This is a genomic window from Cellvibrio sp. PSBB006, assembly GCF_002162135.1.
Taxonomy (GTDB): domain Bacteria; phylum Pseudomonadota; class Gammaproteobacteria; order Pseudomonadales; family Cellvibrionaceae; genus Cellvibrio.
In genome coordinates this window covers 74,163-93,926 of sequence record NZ_CP021382.1, presented here as the reverse complement: position 1 = coordinate 93,926, position 19,764 = coordinate 74,163, and the positions used below count along the sequence as shown (strand labels likewise).

24 protein-coding genes are annotated in these 19,764 nt (G+C 51.5%); 12 read left to right on the top strand and 12 right to left on the bottom strand.

Features of this window, described 5'->3' with window-relative positions:
- Positions 1 to 2: 2 nt before the first annotated feature.
- The 5 genes from mshL to pilM are packed head-to-tail and all read right to left on the bottom strand — an operon-like array spanning position 3 to position 4,336.
- Positions 3 to 1,766, bottom strand: a complete 1,764-nt coding sequence (gene mshL, locus CBR65_RS00455) for a pilus (MSHA type) biogenesis protein MshL (RefSeq protein ID WP_087465037.1) — start codon at positions 1,764 to 1,766, stop codon at positions 3 to 5.
- 51 nt (positions 1,767 to 1,817) lie between these two features.
- Positions 1,818 to 2,138 (bottom strand): hypothetical protein, encoded by a 321-nt coding sequence (locus tag CBR65_RS00450; RefSeq protein WP_087465036.1) that lies wholly within the window; start codon positions 2,136 to 2,138, stop codon positions 1,818 to 1,820.
- Positions 2,131 to 2,799, bottom strand: a complete 669-nt coding sequence (locus tag CBR65_RS00445) for a hypothetical protein (RefSeq protein WP_087465035.1) — start codon at positions 2,797 to 2,799, stop codon at positions 2,131 to 2,133. The genes CBR65_RS00450 and CBR65_RS00445 overlap by 8 nt, the downstream gene beginning before the upstream one ends.
- Before the next feature lie 2 nt (positions 2,800 to 2,801).
- A complete protein-coding gene (locus CBR65_RS00440) occupies positions 2,802 to 3,404 on the bottom strand; it encodes a hypothetical protein (protein WP_087465034.1) in 603 nt (200 codons plus the stop codon).
- Positions 3,404 to 4,336, bottom strand: a complete 933-nt coding sequence (pilM, locus tag CBR65_RS00435) for a type IV pilus biogenesis protein PilM (protein ID WP_232461289.1) — start codon at positions 4,334 to 4,336, stop codon at positions 3,404 to 3,406. The genes CBR65_RS00440 and pilM overlap by 1 nt, the downstream gene beginning before the upstream one ends.
- A gap of 166 nt (positions 4,337 to 4,502) precedes the next feature.
- Between pilM and trmL the strand changes: the two genes are divergently transcribed.
- The 5 genes from trmL (at position 4,503) to CBR65_RS00410 (ending at position 8,568) form a co-directional block, all read left to right on the top strand.
- Complete coding sequence (trmL, locus tag CBR65_RS00430; protein WP_087465032.1) at positions 4,503 to 4,967, top strand: tRNA (uridine(34)/cytosine(34)/5-carboxymethylaminomethyluridine(34)-2'-O)-methyltransferase TrmL; 465 nt, start codon at positions 4,503 to 4,505, stop codon at positions 4,965 to 4,967.
- A gap of 89 nt (positions 4,968 to 5,056) precedes the next feature.
- Positions 5,057 to 5,503 carry a flavodoxin domain-containing protein gene (locus tag CBR65_RS00425; RefSeq protein ID WP_087465031.1) on the top strand — a complete coding sequence of 149 codons (447 nt, stop codon included), beginning with the start codon at positions 5,057 to 5,059 and terminating at the stop codon, positions 5,501 to 5,503.
- Complete coding sequence (fldB, locus tag CBR65_RS00420; protein ID WP_087465030.1) at positions 5,500 to 6,021, top strand: flavodoxin FldB; 522 nt, start codon at positions 5,500 to 5,502, stop codon at positions 6,019 to 6,021. The genes CBR65_RS00425 and fldB overlap by 4 nt, the downstream gene beginning before the upstream one ends.
- Positions 6,018 to 8,099, top strand: coding sequence for a bifunctional tRNA (5-methylaminomethyl-2-thiouridine)(34)-methyltransferase MnmD/FAD-dependent 5-carboxymethylaminomethyl-2-thiouridine(34) oxidoreductase MnmC (gene mnmC / locus CBR65_RS00415; RefSeq protein ID WP_087465029.1), 2,082 nt, complete (start codon positions 6,018 to 6,020; stop codon positions 8,097 to 8,099). Before fldB ends, mnmC begins: the two co-directional genes overlap by 4 nt.
- Positions 8,100 to 8,151: 52 nt before the next feature.
- A complete protein-coding gene (locus CBR65_RS00410) occupies positions 8,152 to 8,568 on the top strand; it encodes a late competence development ComFB family protein (RefSeq protein WP_087465028.1) in 417 nt (138 codons plus the stop codon).
- Positions 8,569 to 8,616: 48 nt separating this feature from the next.
- Here CBR65_RS00410 and CBR65_RS00405 read toward each other — a convergent pair whose 3' ends face one another.
- Complete coding sequence (locus CBR65_RS00405) at positions 8,617 to 9,312, bottom strand: DUF502 domain-containing protein (RefSeq protein ID WP_087465027.1); 696 nt, start codon at positions 9,310 to 9,312, stop codon at positions 8,617 to 8,619.
- Between the two features lie 67 nt (positions 9,313 to 9,379).
- Here CBR65_RS00405 and CBR65_RS00400 point away from each other — a divergent pair, with 67 nt between their 5' ends.
- Complete coding sequence (locus CBR65_RS00400) at positions 9,380 to 10,213, top strand: glutaminyl-peptide cyclotransferase (protein WP_157671929.1); 834 nt, start codon at positions 9,380 to 9,382, stop codon at positions 10,211 to 10,213.
- A gap of 90 nt (positions 10,214 to 10,303) precedes the next feature.
- Here the strand turns inward: CBR65_RS00400 and CBR65_RS00395 are convergent, their stop codons facing one another.
- Entirely contained in the window at positions 10,304 to 10,510 is a 207-nt protein-coding gene (locus tag CBR65_RS00395; RefSeq protein ID WP_087465025.1) for a cold-shock protein, read from the bottom strand.
- A gap of 402 nt (positions 10,511 to 10,912) precedes the next feature.
- Between CBR65_RS00395 and CBR65_RS00390 the strand changes: the two genes are divergently transcribed.
- The 5 genes from CBR65_RS00390 (at position 10,913) to CBR65_RS00370 (ending at position 15,025) form a co-directional block, all read left to right on the top strand.
- Positions 10,913 to 12,427 carry a PepSY domain-containing protein gene (locus CBR65_RS00390; protein ID WP_087465024.1) on the top strand — a complete coding sequence of 505 codons (1,515 nt, stop codon included), beginning with the start codon at positions 10,913 to 10,915 and terminating at the stop codon, positions 12,425 to 12,427.
- An 88-nt stretch (positions 12,428 to 12,515) separates the two neighbouring features.
- Positions 12,516 to 13,271 carry a fumarate/nitrate reduction transcriptional regulator Fnr gene (gene fnr / locus CBR65_RS00385; protein ID WP_087465023.1) on the top strand — a complete coding sequence of 252 codons (756 nt, stop codon included), beginning with the start codon at positions 12,516 to 12,518 and terminating at the stop codon, positions 13,269 to 13,271.
- Positions 13,272 to 13,286: 15 nt separating this feature from the next.
- Positions 13,287 to 13,877 carry a DUF4202 domain-containing protein gene (locus tag CBR65_RS00380; RefSeq protein ID WP_087465022.1) on the top strand — a complete coding sequence of 197 codons (591 nt, stop codon included), beginning with the start codon at positions 13,287 to 13,289 and terminating at the stop codon, positions 13,875 to 13,877.
- A 51-nt stretch (positions 13,878 to 13,928) separates the two neighbouring features.
- Complete coding sequence (locus CBR65_RS00375) at positions 13,929 to 14,306, top strand: SirB2 family protein (protein WP_087465021.1); 378 nt, start codon at positions 13,929 to 13,931, stop codon at positions 14,304 to 14,306.
- Between the two features lie 272 nt (positions 14,307 to 14,578).
- Positions 14,579 to 15,025 carry a hypothetical protein gene (locus CBR65_RS00370; protein WP_232461288.1) on the top strand — a complete coding sequence of 149 codons (447 nt, stop codon included), beginning with the start codon at positions 14,579 to 14,581 and terminating at the stop codon, positions 15,023 to 15,025.
- Positions 15,026 to 15,090: 65 nt separating this feature from the next.
- Here CBR65_RS00370 and CBR65_RS00365 read toward each other — a convergent pair whose 3' ends face one another.
- From CBR65_RS00365 to CBR65_RS00355, 3 genes are all read right to left on the bottom strand, one after another.
- Positions 15,091 to 15,444 carry a hypothetical protein gene (locus CBR65_RS00365; RefSeq protein ID WP_087465019.1) on the bottom strand — a complete coding sequence of 118 codons (354 nt, stop codon included), beginning with the start codon at positions 15,442 to 15,444 and terminating at the stop codon, positions 15,091 to 15,093.
- 97 nt (positions 15,445 to 15,541) lie between these two features.
- A complete protein-coding gene (locus CBR65_RS00360) occupies positions 15,542 to 16,495 on the bottom strand; it encodes a rhodanese-related sulfurtransferase (RefSeq protein WP_087465018.1) in 954 nt (317 codons plus the stop codon).
- Positions 16,496 to 16,571: 76 nt separating this feature from the next.
- Positions 16,572 to 16,889: a BolA family transcriptional regulator gene (locus CBR65_RS00355; protein WP_087465017.1), complete on the bottom strand. Its 318-nt coding sequence runs from the start codon at positions 16,887 to 16,889 to the stop codon at positions 16,572 to 16,574.
- A gap of 118 nt (positions 16,890 to 17,007) precedes the next feature.
- Between CBR65_RS00355 and CBR65_RS00350 the strand changes: the two genes are divergently transcribed.
- The gene (locus tag CBR65_RS00350) at positions 17,008 to 17,202 is read left to right on the top strand and encodes a hypothetical protein (protein WP_087465016.1); all 195 of its coding nucleotides are present in this window, start codon (positions 17,008 to 17,010) and stop codon (positions 17,200 to 17,202) included.
- Between the two features lie 232 nt (positions 17,203 to 17,434).
- On the opposite strand, the gene galK is transcribed toward CBR65_RS00350, so the two are convergent.
- Complete coding sequence (galK, locus tag CBR65_RS00345) at positions 17,435 to 18,592, bottom strand: galactokinase (RefSeq protein ID WP_232461287.1); 1,158 nt, start codon at positions 18,590 to 18,592, stop codon at positions 17,435 to 17,437.
- 6 nt (positions 18,593 to 18,598) lie between these two features.
- Positions 18,599 to 19,642 (bottom strand): UDP-glucose--hexose-1-phosphate uridylyltransferase, encoded by a 1,044-nt coding sequence (locus CBR65_RS00340; protein ID WP_087465015.1) that lies wholly within the window; start codon positions 19,640 to 19,642, stop codon positions 18,599 to 18,601.
- Positions 19,643 to 19,764: the final 122 nt, after the last annotated feature.

Genomic DNA, 19,764 nt, shown 5'->3' with positions numbered 1-19,764 from the left:
GGTTATCTTTCCCGGTAAGCCTCGCCCATGCGCTGCATACCTTGCTGGCTTTTGTTGAGTTCCTCATTCCAGGTATTTTCACCGACCACAATGGGCCGCAGCAAAATGACCAACTCGGTTTTGGTTCTGCGTTTACTTTTGGTTTTGAACAAGGTGTTGATGATGGGAATGTCGCCAATAAACGGCCGTTTACCATCAACATTCGTGATATTTTCCTGCATCAAACCACCCAGTACGATGACCTGCCCGTTCGCGGCACGCACGATGCTGTCGGATTCACGGATACCGCGCAGCGCCAAAGGCAAAGAGAAATTTTCATCGCCAACGGTGAATACTTTCAGTTGGTCCTGCACTTCACTCACCACCGGGTGGATATGCAAAATCACCTCACCGTTCTCCGCGATTTGCGGCGTGACATCGAGAGAGATACCACTGAAGAACGGCGAAAGTTCAATGTTGGGTGTGCTGGTCACCGATGACACATTGGCAGTGGTGTTATTGGAAATACCGGTGACAAAATACTCATCCGACCCGACACGAATCACCGCTTTCTGGTTATTCACCGTGGACACGCGCGGGCTGGAAAGCACTTGCACATCGCCCTGGGTTTCCAGCAATGACAGCAGTTCAGTAATGTCTCCCACGCGCAATAACGCCGCAAATGTACCGCCGGTGTCCTCGCGTGTCGGTACAGACATACTCTGTAAATTACCTTCTCCGTCATAATAGGTGATGGTTCGGGTAATGGGCCTCCATCGATTAACCGCACCGCCTGTTCCAGCAATGTCAAAACCATCTTCCACGTTGTAGCCGTAACTCAACTGGCCGCCGATTGCGCCCCAATTAATTCCCGCCTCAAATCCTTCGTTCAATTGCACTTCCACAATTTTGGCTTCCAGAATAACCTGGCGTTTTACGCTCAACTCGGAGCGCTCCAGAAATTCGCGGACTGCACTCAATTCATGGGGCAATGCTTTAACCGCAATCATGCCCGCCTGAGGTGTTACGACCACCATACGCTCATCCGTTTCGCCACCGATAATGGCAGCAATGGTGGAACGCAAAGACACCCAGAAATCAGTACGATTCAAGGTTTGCACGCGCGAACCCGGTGTCAGACCCGAACCGCCGGCAGATTGTTGATCCCCCTCCAGCATGCCTAACAGATTTGCGGTATCGCCCAAATCGGCTGAATTGCTTGCACCGTAACCGCCGGAGTTATTATTGGATTGCGCGCGCCCGATCATTACACTGGTATCAGAAACACCGACACGTTGCACATCAAGATAATTGACATGAAATACCTGGGTGCGCAGTTCATTCGCGTAGATGGTGTAGATGCCACGCTGGTATTTATACTCGTAGCCATAAATATCCCGCGTTACACGCAGCACATCTTCAACGGTCACATTTTTCAGATTCAATGAAATACTGCCACCAACATCCGGATGCACCACGACATTCACACCAGTGCCATTAACCAAGCCCAGAAAAAAATCGCGCGCGGCAACATCGCGTACCGATACATCAAATCGCTCAGCACCAGGGCGCGGTTGAGGTTTGGATGACGGCGCATCTAATAAGGACTGACTGACAGCAGCTGGCACATCGGGCTGTTTATTTTGCTCGGCAATGACGTTGTCCATTTCACTTTCAGCTGCCAGCTTTTTGTCGGCCGGCCCCGAGCAGGCCGCCAGCAAAACAATATTGGCCAGCAACAACTGGCGGCTGATGAGCTTTAATTTGGAGCCTAACGTATGTGGCATAGCCTACTCGACCTCAATCTGTGCAATGTGTTGTGTCGGGCATCGGTTTTATTATTGTCTGACCGATGTCGTATTCAATGAGAGCTTCCACTGCCTCGCGCCCTGTTGCAGCTGAACTTCATTGGCGCTGATGTGTTTGATTCGCACGCCGTTGGAACCGTTGATAACATCGTTCTCGCGCAGCGTTTGGCCATTGATGATCGCCAGCTTGCGCTCACTGCTGATCAGGATTGAATTCAACACCAGCGTCTGTTGTGCTTTAGGCCCTGCGACGGAATAACTCAATGGCTGCGTAGGGTCGCGCAGGCGCTCGTCCGCCGAGGACGCTGCTGTCAAAAACAACAGAATCAAAAATCCGCAGACTTTAAACACCTAATAACCCCTTCTCTGCGCTTAATGTGTAAACGCGTAGTTCAATATCAGCGTTCGGATAATCGGTGACAGCATAGTCCAACTGTTCCCAATAAAAACGCCAGCGCGTGGATTCCAGTGACGTTAAAAAGGTCAGCACTTCAAAATAGCTACCGGAGACTTTTAATACGACCTCATGCTTGAATACCCCAGCACCTTTGCCTTGCGCGCCGTCTGTTGGTTCGATGCGCGTTAATTGCAGCTCCTGCACCGGCAATGTCTGAAGTTGCACGAGTGTTAACTCCCCGGTTTGCAATAACACATCCTGCAATATTTGCGGTAATTCTGCGGCGCTCACCAACCCCTGGGATAAATTCGCCAGATCGCTATCCATCTGCGCCAGGTCGGCCTTTAATGTCGCAATAGTATTCTGCTTACCGGTATTAGGATTATTCGCCACCGCCAGGCTGACAGTGGCAATCTGCGCGTCCAATGCCTGACGCTGCGTGCGCACAGCATCAAGTTGACTTGAGAGATTTTTCTGGCGTGCATCAATCGCATTCTGGAGCAGCAAACTCCACAATAAAAATACAACCGCCAATGCCGTTAAAAATAACAACACGCGCTCACGCAGAACGCGGCTGTCGATTTTTTGTTGTAGATTTGCAAGCCCCTCCCACATGATTATTTATTCTCCTTTGATGCTGGCTTGGCTACCTGGAATTGCAACATATAAGTATCCTGTTCATCGCGCTCGACATTCAGCACACCGAAACGCGTTTTGCTGAAGCTGTCTTCCGCACGCAAACGCTGCAAATACAATGGCACCTGATCCGGCTTGCGGGTTTTTCCCGCCAGCTCCACATAATTACCGCCACTTTTCAGCGAAAAACTTTCCAGCGCCAAGGTCTCCAGCGACTGCCGCGCCATTGCCTGGATATGCGCCGAGAAGCCCTTGGTATTTCCAAAATCCTGATCTGTGATTAACGCCAGAATTTGTTTACGGCGCTCGATTTCCTGTTGTAACCGCTCGATCTCCGCGTCCAATTGCGCCGGCTGATTCTGTGTTTGTTGCAAAGATAATTTCTGCAACGTCAGCTGTTGTGACTCCAGCAGCGCCTGTTCATTTGCCAGTTGTTGTTGCAGGCGCGCGTTGCCTTGATGCGTAAAGCCAGAATAAATACTCAATAGAAAAATTAATGCGACCAGCCCCCACAGCATATGCACGCTGCGCAGTGGTTCGCGGCTGGGGCGGAATTCGGGGCGATAGAGGTTAATCTGTTGCATCACGCCTCCCCCACCCGATCCTGGCGCAGGGCAGCGCCCACCGCCGATAAACACAACGACAAGCTATGCGCTGCTATTGTGTCGTCAATCTGCAAACCCTCTTGCAAAGACAGCAAGCGGATGGATATGGGCAAACTGTTTTTAATGTCAGCCGTCAATTTATCTTCGGTGACATTTTCACCACAGATATAAACGTGACTCGGCGGTGACTGGCGCAACTGGCGCTCGAAATAATCCAGTGAACGCTGCAACTCCAACACCAATGCATCGGCTGGCAAGTCATCCAGCAGGCCAGCGTTGTAAGCCAGGGAAAATTGACGCGAGAGATAGAGGTTACCGTTGCGCAAAATCTGTAAGCTGCCGCCACCCTGCCCCAACTTCACCAGGGCAACACCGCGCTGTGTATCGCAACAGGCTTCCGCCAGATTACGCAGCGCGAGTTCAGCAATATCAATGACATCAAGCGACAACTGCGCCGCACGTGCGCGTGCGACTAACGCCTCGATATTTTTCCGCTGAGCGACGACCGCATAGGCCATGCGACTGGTGCCACGGGCGCTGTCCTCGGGCAATAAAAATGCATCGATGATGGCTTCAGCAACAGGAAAGGTAATGAGATCTTTAACCCGCCAACGCAGAGCCTCAGCCAATTCTTCGGCCGGCACTTTTGGCGCTTCACCTAATAGGAGGTTATATTCCGCAGGCGGTAAAACCAGATGACATGGCAAGCGCGACAAACCCAATTTCGCCAGGCGATTTTTGAGAATATCAGCTTGATCATCATCGGCATTACAGGGGAGAAATTCGCAGTGGGCCAAGCGAGGTTGCTGGGTAGCGAAGCGCTGGACATGCGCGAAGGCCACGCCTTCAGCGCCAAATTCGACACCGATTACCTCGTTCTGACGCTTTTTTGCACCGAACAGCTTCAACAAGATTGCCTCACTGGCAGGATTATTTTAATTAATGTAGCTCATTGTTGAATAATGCGCCACATGGAAATGCTTGTAACGAGCTTCGCCTGTAATAACCTTTAGTTATATTCGACGACATAAACATAACCATTAACGTAACCTTAGACCAGAGGGGTGATTTTGCCAAATGCTCCACATTGTTTTATTTGAACCGGAGATTCCACCAAACACCGGTAATATCATCAGATTAGCAGCGAATACCGGATGCGGCTTACATTTAATTGAACCGCTGGGATTTGAGCTGGACGACAAACGCCTGACCCGCGCTGGCCTGGATTACGCGGAATGGCAGGACGTAAAGCGCTATCGCCACTGGCAGGACTTTCTCGACCGTGCGCAACCCGAGCGCCTGTTCGCGCTCAGCACTAAAGGCACCCGGACTCACAGCGAGGCTCGTTTTCGCGACAACGACCATTTGGTGTTTGGGCCAGAGACACGCGGCCTGCCCGCCAGCATCCGCGAATCCCTGCCACCGGAACAGGTCTTGCGCATCCCCATGCAGGCCAACAGCCGCAGTATGAATTTATCCAACGCGGTGGCCGTGATGGTGTATGAGGCGTGGCGGCAGTTGGGGTATGGTGGCGCCGTTTGAATACCGTTTATGCATAAACCGGCGCTGGTTTGCGATCCCGCTAAAACCCACTATCATGCCCCATCCGATTTTTGTTAAAGGCTTTTCGTATGGCTTCCATCCAGATTCTGGTCGGCAGCGTCATGGGTACTGCGGAGACGGTAGCCGAGGCGGTGGCGGCTGAATTGCGCCAGTTACAGCACACGGTGACGGTAAATTTCCAGGCGGATGTCAGTGACATCCTGCGCGATGAGAACGAGATTTTGCTGGTCTGCACCTCCAATACCGGCTCTGGCGATCTACCCGATAATATCCAAGCACTTTATCTACAACTGACGCGCGATTTTCCACGTATTGCAGGGCGTCAGTATGGTGTCATTAATCTTGGCGACAGCAGTTACACCACCTTTAATGAAGGTGGTCGTGCGCTGGATGAGGCCTTTGCTGATCTGGGTGCGCGGCGCATCGGTGATCCACTGGTGCTGGATGCCTGCGAAGGGCTGGACGCGGAAGAAGAAGCTATCAACTGGATCAAAGAGTGGGCGAAACAATTATGAGTCGCGCTCCCATTGGTTTGTTCTACGGCAGCTCGACCTGCTACACCGAGATGGCCGGTGAAAAAATTCGGGCGGCTCTCGGTGAGGAACGCGTGGATTTTTTTAACATCAATGAAACACCGATCATCACCGCACAGTTTTACGATTTTATTATTCTCGGCATTCCTACCTGGGATTACGGCGAATTACAGGAGGACTGGGAAGATATCTGGGACGATATCGATGAGGTGGATTTTTCCGGAAAAAAAGTCGCGCTCTACGGCCTGGGCGATCAGGTGGGTTACCCGGAGTGGTTCCTTGATGCCATGGGTTATTTACATAGCAAAGTTGTCGCGCGCGGTGCAACGCCCTGCGGCTATTGGCCCAAGGCGGGATACGAATTCGAAGCCTCCAAAGCATTAACACCCGATGGCCAATATTTTGTCGGCCTGGCGCTGGATGAAGAAAATGAATTTGCTTTATCTGAAACGCGCATCAAGCAATGGTGTGAACAAATCCTTGATGAGTTTGGTTTGTGACAGAGTCAGAACGCATTCATCATGCCCAACTGGAGTGGGATGCCGAAGGGCAACCACTCTCCCGCGAATTTGGTGATGTGTATTTTTCCCGCGCTAATGGATTGCAAGAAACCCGGCATGTTTTTTTGCAGCACAATCAGTTAGCTGATCGTTGGTCGAATCCAGGCGACACAAATCCTTTCGTTATTGGTGAAACCGGTTTTGGATCGGGATTAAATTTTTTAGCCGCGTGGCAATTGTGGAATCAGGTAGCACCGCGCGATGCGCGTTTGCATTTTGTGAGCGTAGAGAAATTTCCACTGAACAAACGTGATTTATCACGTGCGCTGTCGCTGTGGCCGGAACTGGAAGATTATTCGCGCGAGTTACTGGAACAGTATCCCGAGGTTATCGGAACCGGTTTTCATCGTTTGAAATTTCAAGATGGCCGCATCAACCTCACCCTGATTATTGATGACGCTGCGACGGGTTTTACACAGTTATTGGGCAGCACCCACCCTTTGTTTTTCGATGCGTGCGCAAAGGTCGATGCCTGGTTCCTTGATGGTTTTGCACCGGCCAAAAATCCACAGATGTGGAGCGATGCCCTATTTGACGTTATCGGCCACCTCAGTCAGCTCGGTACTACGGCGGCGACCTTCAGTGCAGCGGGCATTGTTAAACAAGGTTTGCGTCGCGCTGGCTTTCAGGTGAAAAAAGTACCCGGCTTCGGGCGCAAGCGCGAGATGGTTGCGGCTTGCATTGAAGAAAAAACTTCGTCGATACACGCAGATGATATTACCCAAAACCCACATCACTCGTGCTTTCCCGCGCCTTGGGCTGTTAATCTGAACCCTGTCTCATCACAGCGTCATGCCATTGTTATCGGCGGCGGTCTGGCGGGTTGTCATACCGCACGAGCACTGGCAGAACGCGGTTGGCAAGTGAATTTAGTGGAGCGCCATGAACAGCTGGCCGAAGAAGCGTCCGGCAATCCGCAAGGTGTGCTCTATGCCAAGCTATCCCCCAAGCAGGGAGCCTTGGCCAGTTTTAATCTCACCAGTTTGCAGTTTGCTTTAAACCATTATCGCCCGTTCTGGAATCGAGTTTGTGATGAACGACTAATTGCCCAAGCTTCCGGCGTGTTGCAATTGGCCCACAATCCGGCTGAGGAAAAACTGTATCGGCTGTTGCAGGAAAATTTTAGTACAGCAACCGAGCTGGTTCGTTTTGTTGATTCACAACAGGCGAGTGAATTGGCAGGCGTTAAGCTCAATTATGCCGGCCTTTATTTTCCTTCTGCGGGCTGGATTAATCCGCACCTGCTGTGCAAGATGCTGGTTCAACATCCCAACATCCAGGTCACCTGCAACACGCGCGCGATCTCACTGCAACAACATGATGATGCCTGGTCTGTTTGCGATAACGCAGGTGAAACCATATTGTCAGCGCCCACTGTGGTTATTGCCAACGCCCGGGATGCGCGCGCGTTTACGCAAGCCGCGCATTTGCCGGTTAAATCCATTCGCGGTCAAATCACCTATCTACCGGCGACTGATGCCAGCAAACAGCTGCAAACGGTATTGTGCGCTGAAGGTTATATTGGCCCCGCCTATGCAACCGAACAGGGTTGGTTTCATTGCGCGGGCGCGACGTTTAATTTAAAAGAAAAATCTGCCGCTGTGCGTGCGGAAGATCATCTCACCAATATCAACCATCTGCGCAAGGATATACCTGCACTGGCTGACACCTTTACAACACTTGATGAGCATAGATTAAGCGGGCGGGTAGCATTCCGTTGCACAACACCGGATTACTTGCCGTTAGTCGGCCCGGTGCCCCATGCGGAAAAGTTTCTTGCCGACTTCGCACCGCTGCGTAAAAACGCCAAGGCGAACATCACCCTACCCGGCAGTTATTATCCGGGGCTATTTATCAGTGTCGGCCATGGATCGCGGGGTTTGGCTTATACGCCCTTGAGCGCAGAATTGTTGGCAGCGCAAATAGCTGGTGAGGTATTGCCGGTCAGTCGGGAGCTTGCGCAGGCGTTGAATCCGGGGCGGTTTTTGATTCGGGATTTGATTCGGAATAGGGCTTGATGGGGATTTAGGTCTATACTTTTGGCATAAATTTACTCACAAGGAGTTTCCCATGCTGACGACCGGTAATCGCCACTACACTTTTGATGACGACGTGGATTTTATCCATAACTATTATGAGCGGCTGGTGTTGCAGGAAATCAGCGCAACCAGTGAACGGGTGCAAGCCGGTGATCGTGAATTTCTGGCAGATGTGGCCTGCGTAGCGCTTAATCGCCTGCCCCCGCGTTATATTCGCCACGATGTGGATATGACGTTTTTTATGTCGCCGCAGGAAATGCAGGAGATCGAACATAAAATCAAAATTGCGGTGCAGAGCGCTATCGCGTATGTACAGGCCAGCGAGCGTGGCGAGGAGCCGTCAGCGAGTAAACCTGACACAGCAAGCGAAAAGAAATCACCCAGGAAATCCACCGGCAATAAAAAACCCGGCGCAAAAAAATCTACCGCGCGCAAGCCCAAAAGCTAGGTATCAACACTGGACCGGCAGCACCGGACCGCTTTCAAAACGACCCACTCAGGGCACATCGATCTGTAGCGGTTTATTCACCGTCGGCGGTGGTTCAGACAAAATCTGTGAGCCGCTGCCACAGGCGATAACCGTGCGCATGGCCGCTTCAACACTGATGTGAGGCAATAGATCCACACAATCCGGTGATAAATGATAAACAAAACCCGAGGTGGGAATGGGAGCCGTTGCCACATACACCGTATAATCGCCGTTATCATGAATCGACGTCACGATGCCGGTCACCGACACCCCCGCCGGTCGTCCCATAATGTAAGCTCGACACACCTGCCCCTTCAGCAGCGAGGCATTACTTTCACCCCCCAACAGTTGTGAAATGATTTCCCGAATTGTTTTGTAACCGGGCGCCAGCTTCGTCAACCAGGCGTCCACACGCTCATGCAACAACCGGCCAATGTTGGTTTTGATCAGCAGGCCGATCACAAAAAATGTACTCAATACGATAATAATGGCAAGAATATCCGCCATATATTTAGCCAGGGGTGTAATGCTCACCAGCCAGCCGCTCAACGGGCTGATCATCCCGGTAATAAAATTAAACAGCCATTCGAGCAGGAACAGAAAAATCACAAACGGCAGCACGACCATAAAGCCGCCGAGCAAGGTAAAACCGATGAAGGATTGAAGCCGCTGGGCGCCAGTCCTCTGTCTCAAATAATCACGAAACGCCTGGATCTTTTGCATAAGTTTTACTCTGGGGGTTTCCCTGTCACAATAAGCGCTGAATAAACGTATAAAGGTTGATCACACAGTGAAAAGCATCATCTTGTTTTGGTGGCTATTCTGCCTGAGCGGGCCGCTGATAGCTAACGCAGAAACCACGGTAGCACATACGTCAGGCGTGGTTCATTTCGATTATCAAGTGCTGGCACAACGTTCACATAAACCCACGCTCTTTACCCAAGGGCTGGTGCTGGATGGTGATACCTTCTATGAAAGCAGCGGCTTGTATGGCCGCTCCATGCTGGTCAGCTATCCCCGCACTGAACCGGACAACAAATGGGCCCAGCTCACCGCCAATTTCACCCAAAAAGATAAGCTGCCTGATCGCTACTTCGCGGAAGGCCTGGCGCTGCTGGACGACAAACTCTATCTGCTCACCTGGCAGGAGGGAATCGTCTTTGTTTACGACCGCACCACTTTCAGCGTTATCGACCGCTGGCGTTACAGCGGCGAAGGCTGGGGGCTTACCCACAATGGTAAATTATTAATTCGCAGCGACGGCAGCGAGCACCTGTATTTCCATTCACCAACAGATTTTAGTCTGGAAAAGACCCTGGATGTAAACGAAGAAGGACGGCCGGTGCAGCGCTTGAATGAGTTGGAATTTATTGAGGGTTATGTATGGGCCAATGTCTGGCATGAGAATCGCCTGGTACAGATTGATCCCACGACAGGCCAGGTAGTCGGTTCACTGGACCTTACCGCCCTCACGGCGCAGGTGGATATCGAATCCAGTGAGAGCGTATTAAATGGTATTGCTTACGATACGGAGCACGAAGGATTGTGGGTGACGGGCAAACACTGGCCCACAATGTATCTGATAAAACTGATCAAACCGGTAGCCAGCGCAGCGGATCAATGACTGCTGTCATTCAGTAAATTTTTAAAACACTCCCGGTAAAAACAACAAAGCCGCATCGAAATGCGGCTTTGAGTACATCAGTCGTAAAACCTAGAGACCGATGACGTTTTCAGCTTGTGGGCCTTTTTGACCTTGCTTAACGTCGAACTCTACTTTTTGACCTTCGGCCAAGGTTTTGAAACCTGAACCGCTGATAGCGCTGTAGTGAACAAAAACGTCTTGACCAGCATCGCTCTCAATAAAACCGAAACCTTTAGACTCGTTGAACCACTTAACAGTACCAGTACTTTTAGACATAAAAAACCTCAATGCTCTTTAGCTGAGTAAATTAAAAATTGCCACCTTGGCATCTGTGCTGACTGATCACATCTTACTTATGAAGAACAAAACGAGGTTGCTAATAGATGTACTGCTAGAACAACGATGTACCATAAATAATGCTGCATGTTTGCCAGCCGAGGCACTATATACCCGACTTAAAGCTCAAGTAAAGCCCCCTTTAATGTGATGCGTTAGCCTGCACACCGAGCGTCGCGAGGCGAAACAGAAGTGCGACAAGGGGTGCGACAATTTGTCACCTTTTTACCCGCACAACGCTGTGCCAATCTTAAGCTGCGGTAATCCGGCCGGCGTTTACTTTGTAAGTGAATGGTAAACGACAAGAGCCCGGAAACCATCGGCAATTAACAGAAGATCGCAATGATTAAAACTAAAAACAGCTTTTCTTTTTTATACCATTGGCATCAACGCATCGGCCTGGTGATGTGCATCGCCGTCATCGCCTGGGCCTTGAGCGGTCTGGCTCATCCGCTGATTTCACGCATCAATCCCAAGCCGGTATTTACACCGCCCACCGTGCCCTTGCAGTGGCAGGATGTTGCGCCAGTCGAGCATCTGGTGAAGCAATATGATCTCCGGCATATTCTTCATCTGCGCCTGTTTCAATGGCAGAACCGACCGGTTTATCGTATTCATAGCGACCAGGGTATTGCCTACTTTTCTGCTACCGATCTCACGCTAATTGAACACGGTGAAAAACGGTATGCCGACTTTATGGCGCGGCATTATTTGGGTGACTCCACGTCGCCGGTGATTGATGCTACTCCCATTGAACAATTCGATTCCGACTATCTGTACATCAATCGTTACCTCCCGGTTGTGCGGGTAAATTTTGAGCGTGCTGATAATGCACGCGTATATATCGATACCCAACAGGGACGATTGGCGACCATTGTGGATAACAACAAATCCATCACTGGTGCGTTTTTCCGCGCACTGCATTCCTGGACCTGGATTGATTCCCTGCCCCTGCGACAAAGCCTGATGAGCATCTTCCTGGTGTTGGGTTTTTGTACTGCCGCCTTTGGTCTGGTGCTGTACATCAAGAGCTGGCGTCTGGGTATGTTTCGCAAACAGATCAGTGCGCACCAGCATCATCCTGTGTCACGCAAGATCCATCGTCACCTGGGGGCAACCGTAGCGATCTTCGCGATGGCGTTTTGCCTCAGTGGTTTATTTCATCTACTGGTACGCGACAAGTCTGACCAACCGCAACCAGCGCAGCCGCTGACAATTAACGCAGCAGATTTGCGCCTGGATATGAGCGCGTTGCAGCGTGTACTGGCTCGCGATGACATCCTGGATATACAACTGGCACGCATCGGTGCGGACCTGTATTGGCAGCTGCGCGAATTTACACCGCCGGAACCACCCGGCGGGGAACATCATCACCATCACGCTCACCATGCCCATGAACAACCTCAGAGGGATGCCGTCCGCTATCTCCACGCCACATCCGGCGCGCTACTGGATCAGGGCTGGCGCAGCCATGCCGAGTCATTGGCCCTGGCGTTCAGTGAATACCCGGCAGACAGCATTAAAAATATTCGCCTGGTAAAAGGCTTCGATAATGAATATGGCTTTGTGAATAAACGCTTACCGGTGCATGCGGTGGATTTTGCCTTGCCGGGAAATCCCAGCATCTATGTGGAAACGGCTAGCCATACCCTGGCTGCCGCCATCACCGATGTGGATCGCCTGGAGGGTTACAGTTTCGGTTACCTGCACAAATGGCACTTTGCGGATTTTCTGGGGAAGGATATTCGGGACATCCTGACATCATTAGTTGCATTGGCGATCATGATGGTGTTGCTGCTCGGCGCCTATCGCTACTGGGCTACGCGTGCGCGCCGTAAACGGACGGCGATTGATTGAGAGTGTACAAGTGAAATCTGTTTACCCCACCAGGTAAAGCTGCAACAATTGGGCGCTCTCACGGGTCACATCCTACCGAGGTCCTTCCATGATCCATATCCAGGTTGTAGATACCTCTCCCACTTCTCCTCATTGCGCGCACGACAAACGAATTTCCTGTGGCAACTGCCGCCTCAATACCCTATGCCTGCCCATCAGTCTGCATATCGATGATATTGACCGATTGAACGACATTGTCCAGCGCAGCAAACCTTTGCAAAAAGGCGAGTACCTGTACCGCGCGAATGATCGTTTTTCCTCGCTGTTTGCCATTCGCTCCGGAGCCGTAAAAGCCATCACCCTGAGTGATAACGGTGAAGAACAGGTTACCGGCTTTTATCTGCCGGGCGAGGTCGTGGGAATGGAAGGCCTGGCGGAAGACCGCTACACCAACTCCGCCATTGCCCTGGAAACTGCCTCCATCTGCGAAATTCCGTTTCACAGCATGGAAGAACTCAGCACCAGAATTCCTTCGTTACAGCGTAATATTTTTCAGTTGATGGGCCGTGAGATAACCCATGACCAACAAATCATTACCCTGCTGAGCAAAAGCACGGCAGAGCAACGTATTGCGACATTGTTGATGAGTATTTCGACACGCAACCACCGTCGCCGCCTCTCGGCGATGTCATTTTCCCTACCGATGTCGCGCACCGATATCGGTAACTTCCTCGGCCTGACCATTGAAACCGTCAGCCGGGTTTTCACTCGCTTGCAAAAACTGGGCATTCTTGAGGTTAATCGCAAAGATATTGCGATTAACGACCTAGACGAGTTGCGCAACATCGCAAGCGGCGCCGAATAATTACTAAGGATACCCATGACCCCCGCTGAACAACTTCAGGCTACCTTGGCTGATTTCGATGCAGCCAACCAACAAGACCCTCACCAGGAAATCGTCAACGGTCAATCTGTTCCCAAAGAGTGGATCTACGGCCAACGGATGAGTGAGCAGCTCGCACGCTTTTGTCCAGACGCATCCATCACCCTGCAACTGGCTGCACGTTGCCAGCATATTTGCCGCTGGAAGATTCCGCGCAGCGATTACCCGATGGATCGCCAGGGCTACAAACGGTGGCGTAGCGACCTGGCACAATTTCATGGCGAAACCGCCGCCGTCATCATGCACAACAAAGGTTATGACGAGGCGGCCATTCAACGAGTGAAGGATTTGTTGCTCAAACGCGGGTTAAAGCGTGACGAGGAAGTGCAGGCACTGGAAGACGTGATTTGCCTGGTCTTTCTGGAATACTACCTGGAAGAGTTTGCAGCCAAGCACGACGAAGAAAAGCTGATCGATATCATCCGCAAAACCTGGAACAAAATGTCACCCAAGGGCCATGAAGCTGCCTTGCGCCTGCCATTATCGGAGGCCATGTTGCAATTGGTTACCAAAGCGTTAACACCCTAAACCCAACCACTATCGATACCCTTCATAACAACCATAAATGGAACTCCGCTCATGTACCTGATGCTCAAGCATATCCATATGACAATGGCCGCTTTATCGTTTATCGGCTTTTTTATTCGCGGTATCTGGATGTGGCGACAATCGCCCTGGCTGCATAAAAAACTGGTAAAGATCCTGCCACATATCATTGATACCCTGTTGCTGATCAGCGCCTTTGCACTCGCCGGCGTCCTACGCTATTCGCCCGGCGATCATCCGTGGTTGATGACCAAGATTGTCCTGTTGGTGGTTTACATCGTTCTTGGGGTTATCGCATTCAGGAATGCCAATCCCACTGTGCGCAAATGCAGCTGGATAGCGGCGCTTATCGTCTTCATCTACATCTTCAGTGTCGCCATCAGCAAAAACCCACTGGGCTTTTTCGGCTAATTGTTGGTCATTCCGCTCGCGCCGCCAAAAGCGGCGCATTATTACGCTTTCAACTATAAGAAACGCGTACATCTAATCAGATTATTATTAATAAAGTGTTTTTTATAGCCGATGCTTGACGCGCCAGCCAAAGTGATCTATATCACACACAGGCGTTGGACCTTGGAATAGCAATAACTAATATATTCGGCGACCCCACTATGAAAAAAACACTGCTTCTTTTACACCTTGTTCTTATCGTGCCGTTTGCCTTTGCATGTGACGAAACCTGTATGCGTGACAAAGTCATGGCGGAACACGATATTAAATTCCCGGCTTATCTGGACTCCAAGTATTGCAAAACCACCTCGGTGGATTTTCTGGTGAACTCCCGCAAAAGCCTGCAAAAATATCGCGAAGAGCGCTTGGGCAGCGGCCACCGGGGCGGGATCAAAAATATTCGCAACTTTATTGAACAACGCAAGGAATGGTTGCAGGAGTGTGACAAGTACCTGGAGATGACCAAGCAAGGGCGCGTCTTCCGTACCGATGAAACCACTGAGGAAATCTTCACCTCTATGGACTCGCTCTCCAAAGAGCTTTATTCACTGATTTATCGCCCCAAAAACGCTGCTGAAGATACTCATCAGCTCACCGAACTGGCGGGACAAAAGTTTGAGTTGATGTTCCGTTTGATGGATGCGCATCGCACTGACCTGCAACTGCGCGGCCTGTTGTAATTTCCGCACATATAAAAAAACGGCGCAGCCCTTGGGGGTTGCGCCGTTTTTTTATTGCCTCTCGATCAACTGCTTTTCTTCAACGACAGGACTGACCGCTTGGGTTTGTCGCTGCGCTCAGCATAGCGTTTGGCTTCTTCCTCACGTGCCTTGATGGCCGCCATACGCGGATCATCCGCGCGTGCATAACCACTCTTGCTGCTGTAATGCGTCGCACCATTGTCTGATGCCGCTTTAGCCAGAAACTCCATGCCGCAACGCAACAAACGCGCCTGGTCAGCAAAGCTCAAGTCGGGAGGAAATTTGCCCGGATCAACCGAGGATGGATTACGTGGATTACCTTCGATTTTCAATACGAAGCCACAAGCGTGAGTAGCTGTACCGGCAGCGAGGTCTGCCTCCCAAGCATCAAAGTCCATAAAAATCTCTGCATGATTGCGATGAAGTCGGCATTAAACCACATGCTCTCCTGACCGCGAAGCCATCACATGGTAAATGGCACCTAACTCTACTCATTTATGACTTTGCAGAAGCCGATGTACGTTTTTGCCGCGCTGGTGGTAAGGCACCAATGTGCAATTCATTACGTTGCTTGGCCAGTTCAATCTGCTTCTGGCGTTCAGTAAAACGCTCTTTCTGCTCCGGCGTCAGTTGCTCATAGCACCGAGGGCAACTGACACCGGGGATGTAAAACGTAGAGAGCTTGTCTTCCTCGGTAATCGGGTGGCGACACCCGTGGCATTGATCGTAAACACCCTTTTGCAAGCTGTGATTAACCGCCACGCGGTTATCAAATACAAAGCACTCACCGCGCCACAGGCTCTCTTCTTCCGGCACTTCTTCCAGATACTTAAGGATGCCGCCTTCAAGGTGATATACCTCATCAAAGCCCTGCTCTTTCAGGTAAGCCGTCGATTTTTCACAGCGAATACCGCCGGTGCAAAACATAGCGACTTTCTTGTGTTTGCTCGGGTCCAGGTTTTTGGCCACGAACCCCGGAAATTCCCGAAAGGTTTCCGTCCTGGGATCTATCGCACCTTCAAAGGTACCGATGGAATATTCGTAATGGTTGCGGGTATCCACCACGACCACCTCAGGATCACTGATCAGGGCATTCCAGTCCTGGGGCTTAACGTAAGTGCCCACAATCTTTTGCGGATCTATGCCGTTGACGCCCATGGTCACGATTTCTTTCTTGAGTTTTACTTTCATCCGGTAAAACGGCATGCCTTCGTAGTAAGACTCTTTGTGCGACAAGTTGCTCAGGCGCGGATCGCTTTTGAGGTAATCGAGCAAGCCGTCAATGCCGTCGCGAGTACCAGCAACCGTGCCGTTGATCCCTTCTTCCGCCAACAGCAAGGTGCCTTTCAAGCCCAGTTGATCACATTGCGCTTTCAGGCGTGGCGCAATGGCTTCGTAGTCAGGCAAGGCAACAAATTTGTACAAGGCAGCAACAACAATCGAACTCATAGGGCTTCACTTTCAATATCAGGTTAATGCAGGGCGCGCATTATAGACGCTTAATTTTTGTACAACCAGAGGCAGTTTATTGATGCTTACTGCCGCCCAGGCACTGGGGCGAATCCGGAACAGCCTGGTTAGCCAGCCATTCCTCCGGGCTGTATGTATGCAACGCCAGGGCATGAACCCCCGCCCCCAACTCCTCCGCCAAGGTGGCATAAATGGCTTGATGGCGTTGAACCTGGCGCTTGCCCGCAAAGTCCGCTGATACCAATACCACCTTGAAATGGCTTTCTGAGCCGGGTGGTACACTGTGCATATGGCTCTCGTTGATTACGTCCATATGTATCGGCTGGAATGCCGCACTCAGCTTGGCGCGGATTTGGCTTTCAACAGGTTTCATCGCTGGAACTCCGACTTGGGTCACAAAAATTCCCGGCATTTTACCTCCAACCAGCTACACTTTGTTGACTTGGAGCAAGGAACTGTTCTGACCTGTTAAACCAACCAGACGTATTACCATGAGCGAGCACAAATTCTTCATTGACCGGCGGCGCGGAGATCGCCGTTTGGATCGCGATCCTTGTAAGGATATGCCCCTCGACCTGTACCACCGCAAACGCCGTAAATCCACCGAACGCCGTAACCGCGGGCGGACATTAGAGCAGGACTATTACGCATTTATCGGTCAACCGGACCCACAACGGCGTCATTGATTGATGGTGCAGCATCCCTGGAATCAGACTGAGAAGTCTGGTTCGTTTTCGTTTATCTTCTTTTATATTCTCAGGCTATCGCTGAACGGCGATGTTATTGGTTTTTGAAATGGTGGCGGGGTTTTGGGAAGTGAGTTTGTCGGATTACGGCTTTGCCTAATCCGACCTACGGGGGAGAATTTGCAATAACGTAGGTCGGATTAGCGCAGCGTAATCCGACAAACAACCAGCGTTAAATGCCTGCAAAAGCGCCAGAACTGGCCTTAGCGAGAATAAGCGTAGGCTCGCAGCCGGTTTCCTGCTGGTAATGGTTTTCAACCGTCGCCATCAGGGTGGGGATAAGGGACTGGGGCGCAACGGCCACAACGCATCCGCCAAAACCACCACCGGTCATACGTGCGCCGGCCAAACCTTGCCCGGCTGTATTTAACATATCCACGAGCGTATCTATCGCAGGCACGGTGATATTGAAATCATCGCGCATCGACGCATGGGATTCTGCCATCACACGGGACAGTGTTTTCATGTCCCCGTTCATCAGGGCATCGGCCGCCGTAAGCGTGCGTGCATTCTCTGTTAACACATGACGCGCGCGTTTAAATAGCAGAGGCTCCAACGCGGCCTCGGCGGCCAGCAAATGCTCCAAGGGCACATCACGCAAGCTGCGCTGATTAAAATAGCGCGCCGCCGCCTCACATTGCTCCCGCCGCAGGTTGTATTCACTCTCTACCAGACCGCGTTTAACACCGGAATGAACGATCAGAATTTCCCAATCCTGGGGAATCGACACGGCGCGGGTACCCAGGTCGCGACAATCAATCAGCAAGGCGCTATCGGCCTGGCCACAGGCGGAGATCAGCTGATCCATGATGCCGCAATTACACCCCACAAATTGATTCTCTGCCGCCTGTCCCATCAAAGCCGCTGCCTTGGGTTCGACCGCCTCACCGCTGAGTTCCGTCAGGGCGCGAATCAATGCCATCTCTAATGAAGCGGAGCTGCTCAAGCCGGCACCGGCGGGCACATTGCCCGTAATAAAAATATTGCCACCGCGCAACTGAAAATCTTTTTTACGCAATTGCTGAACCACGCCGCGCACATAATTGGACCAGGGCATTGCGGCGTCGCGCTGCATTTCAGCATCGAGATGAAAACTGACAGTCTGATCGGTAAAGTCATGGGCGATGATATGCAATTCACGATCATCGCGTGCACCGGCAGCAACCCAGGTGTGGTAATTGATGGCCGCCGGCAACACAAAACCATCGTTGTAATCCGTGTGCTCGCCAATCAAATTGACGCGGCCGGGCGCGCTGGCCACGACATCCGGCATTGCCGCAAAACGCGCCTGAAACAACTCTTCTACAACAGCAGGTGTTAATACATTCACAACCAACTACCTCAACCGAAAATGAACAGGGCTTTGCTGACGCAGACGCTCAGCGGCCTGCTCCGGCGATATATCGCGCTGGGGCTCAGCCAACATTTCGTAACCCACCATAAATTTGCGCACCGTCGCGCTGCGCAGCAACGGCGGGAAGAAATGCGCGTGCAATTGCCAGGGCGTCGGATCATCGCCATTAAAAGGCGCACCGTGCCAACCCATGGAATAAGGAAAAGAACACTCAAACAAATTGTCGTAGCGGGCCGTGAGGTCACGCAGGATCGCACCCAGGCTCTGCTGCTGACCCGGCGTTAAATCGGTGATGCGCGGGCACAGCATCTTCGGCAACACCAGTGTCTCAAATGGCCAGGCCGCCCAGAAAGGCACAACCACCAACCAATCATCATTCTCCACCACCACGCGCTCGCCATTGCGGGATTCTTTTTGTGCATAATCCAGCAACATCTGCACCTGATGTTGCGCAAAAAAAGCGCGCTGATTGACATCCGCCTTGTGTATCAACGTCGGCAACTGGCTCTGCGCCCAGATCTGACCATGGGGATGCGGATTGGAACAACCCATCACCACACCTTTGTTTTCAAACACCTGCACCGAGGCATAGGTTTTACCCAGTTCAGCGGTCTGTTCCATCCAGGTGGTAATCACGGCCTGCATCTCGCTATCGTTCAATAACGGCAAGGTTTTGCTGTGATCCGGCGAAAAGCAGATCACCCGGCTGGTGCCGCGCTCGGCCTGCAGTTGGAACAGTGGATCATCGACCGTGGGCGCATCGGGCACCTCAGGCATCAAGGCCGCGAAGTCGTTGGTAAAGACAAAGGTGGTTGAATAGTTTGGATTCACTTCCCCGCCGACGCGCGGATTCCCAGGGCACAGATAGCAGCCCGGATCATGAATCGGGCTGTCAGGCCATTGATTCAACTCTTGCTGGCCCTGCCAGGGTCGCTTGGTGCGATGGGGGGAAACCAGCAGCCACTCACCCGTCAGGGGATTAAAGCGGCGGTGCGGGTGGTCATTAACGGAGAAAATCACAGACATAAAGCGCTGGCCATATAAATATTATAAATTGACAATAAATTACCTGAAAAAATGACCGCTGACAATTTCTAAATCGCGCTTCGGGTCCAAGCCCACGCGAGAGGCTTAAATAAAAGTCCCCC

Coding starts and splice junctions, on each gene's coding strand:
- CBR65_RS00370 (WP_232461288.1), top strand. CDS start 14,579: ATGCGTGACAAAGTCATGGCGGAACACGATATTAAATTCCCGGCTTAT.
- CBR65_RS00395 (WP_087465025.1), bottom strand. CDS start 10,510: ATGTCTAAAAGTACTGGTACTGTTAAGTGGTTCAACGAGTCTAAAGGT.
- CBR65_RS00340 (WP_087465015.1), bottom strand. CDS start 19,642: ATGTCTGTGATTTTCTCCGTTAATGACCACCCGCACCGCCGCTTTAAT.
- CBR65_RS00440 (WP_087465034.1), bottom strand. CDS start 3,404: ATGCAACAGATTAACCTCTATCGCCCCGAATTCCGCCCCAGCCGCGAA.
- CBR65_RS00390 (WP_087465024.1), top strand. CDS start 10,913: ATGATTAAAACTAAAAACAGCTTTTCTTTTTTATACCATTGGCATCAA.
- CBR65_RS00405 (WP_087465027.1), bottom strand. CDS start 9,312: ATGCAAAAGATCCAGGCGTTTCGTGATTATTTGAGACAGAGGACTGGC.
- CBR65_RS00375 (WP_087465021.1), top strand. CDS start 13,929: ATGTACCTGATGCTCAAGCATATCCATATGACAATGGCCGCTTTATCG.
- CBR65_RS00380 (WP_087465022.1), top strand. CDS start 13,287: ATGACCCCCGCTGAACAACTTCAGGCTACCTTGGCTGATTTCGATGCA.
- CBR65_RS00425 (WP_087465031.1), top strand. CDS start 5,057: ATGGCTTCCATCCAGATTCTGGTCGGCAGCGTCATGGGTACTGCGGAG.
- mshL (WP_087465037.1), bottom strand. CDS start 1,766: ATGCCACATACGTTAGGCTCCAAATTAAAGCTCATCAGCCGCCAGTTG.
- CBR65_RS00410 (WP_087465028.1), top strand. CDS start 8,152: ATGCTGACGACCGGTAATCGCCACTACACTTTTGATGACGACGTGGAT.
- CBR65_RS00445 (WP_087465035.1), bottom strand. CDS start 2,799: ATGTGGGAGGGGCTTGCAAATCTACAACAAAAAATCGACAGCCGCGTT.
- trmL (WP_087465032.1), top strand. CDS start 4,503: ATGCTCCACATTGTTTTATTTGAACCGGAGATTCCACCAAACACCGGT.
- CBR65_RS00355 (WP_087465017.1), bottom strand. CDS start 16,889: ATGAAACCTGTTGAAAGCCAAATCCGCGCCAAGCTGAGTGCGGCATTC.
- CBR65_RS00350 (WP_087465016.1), top strand. CDS start 17,008: ATGAGCGAGCACAAATTCTTCATTGACCGGCGGCGCGGAGATCGCCGT.
- CBR65_RS00365 (WP_087465019.1), bottom strand. CDS start 15,444: ATGGACTTTGATGCTTGGGAGGCAGACCTCGCTGCCGGTACAGCTACT.
- fldB (WP_087465030.1), top strand. CDS start 5,500: ATGAGTCGCGCTCCCATTGGTTTGTTCTACGGCAGCTCGACCTGCTAC.
- CBR65_RS00360 (WP_087465018.1), bottom strand. CDS start 16,495: ATGAGTTCGATTGTTGTTGCTGCCTTGTACAAATTTGTTGCCTTGCCT.
- fnr (WP_087465023.1), top strand. CDS start 12,516: ATGATCCATATCCAGGTTGTAGATACCTCTCCCACTTCTCCTCATTGC.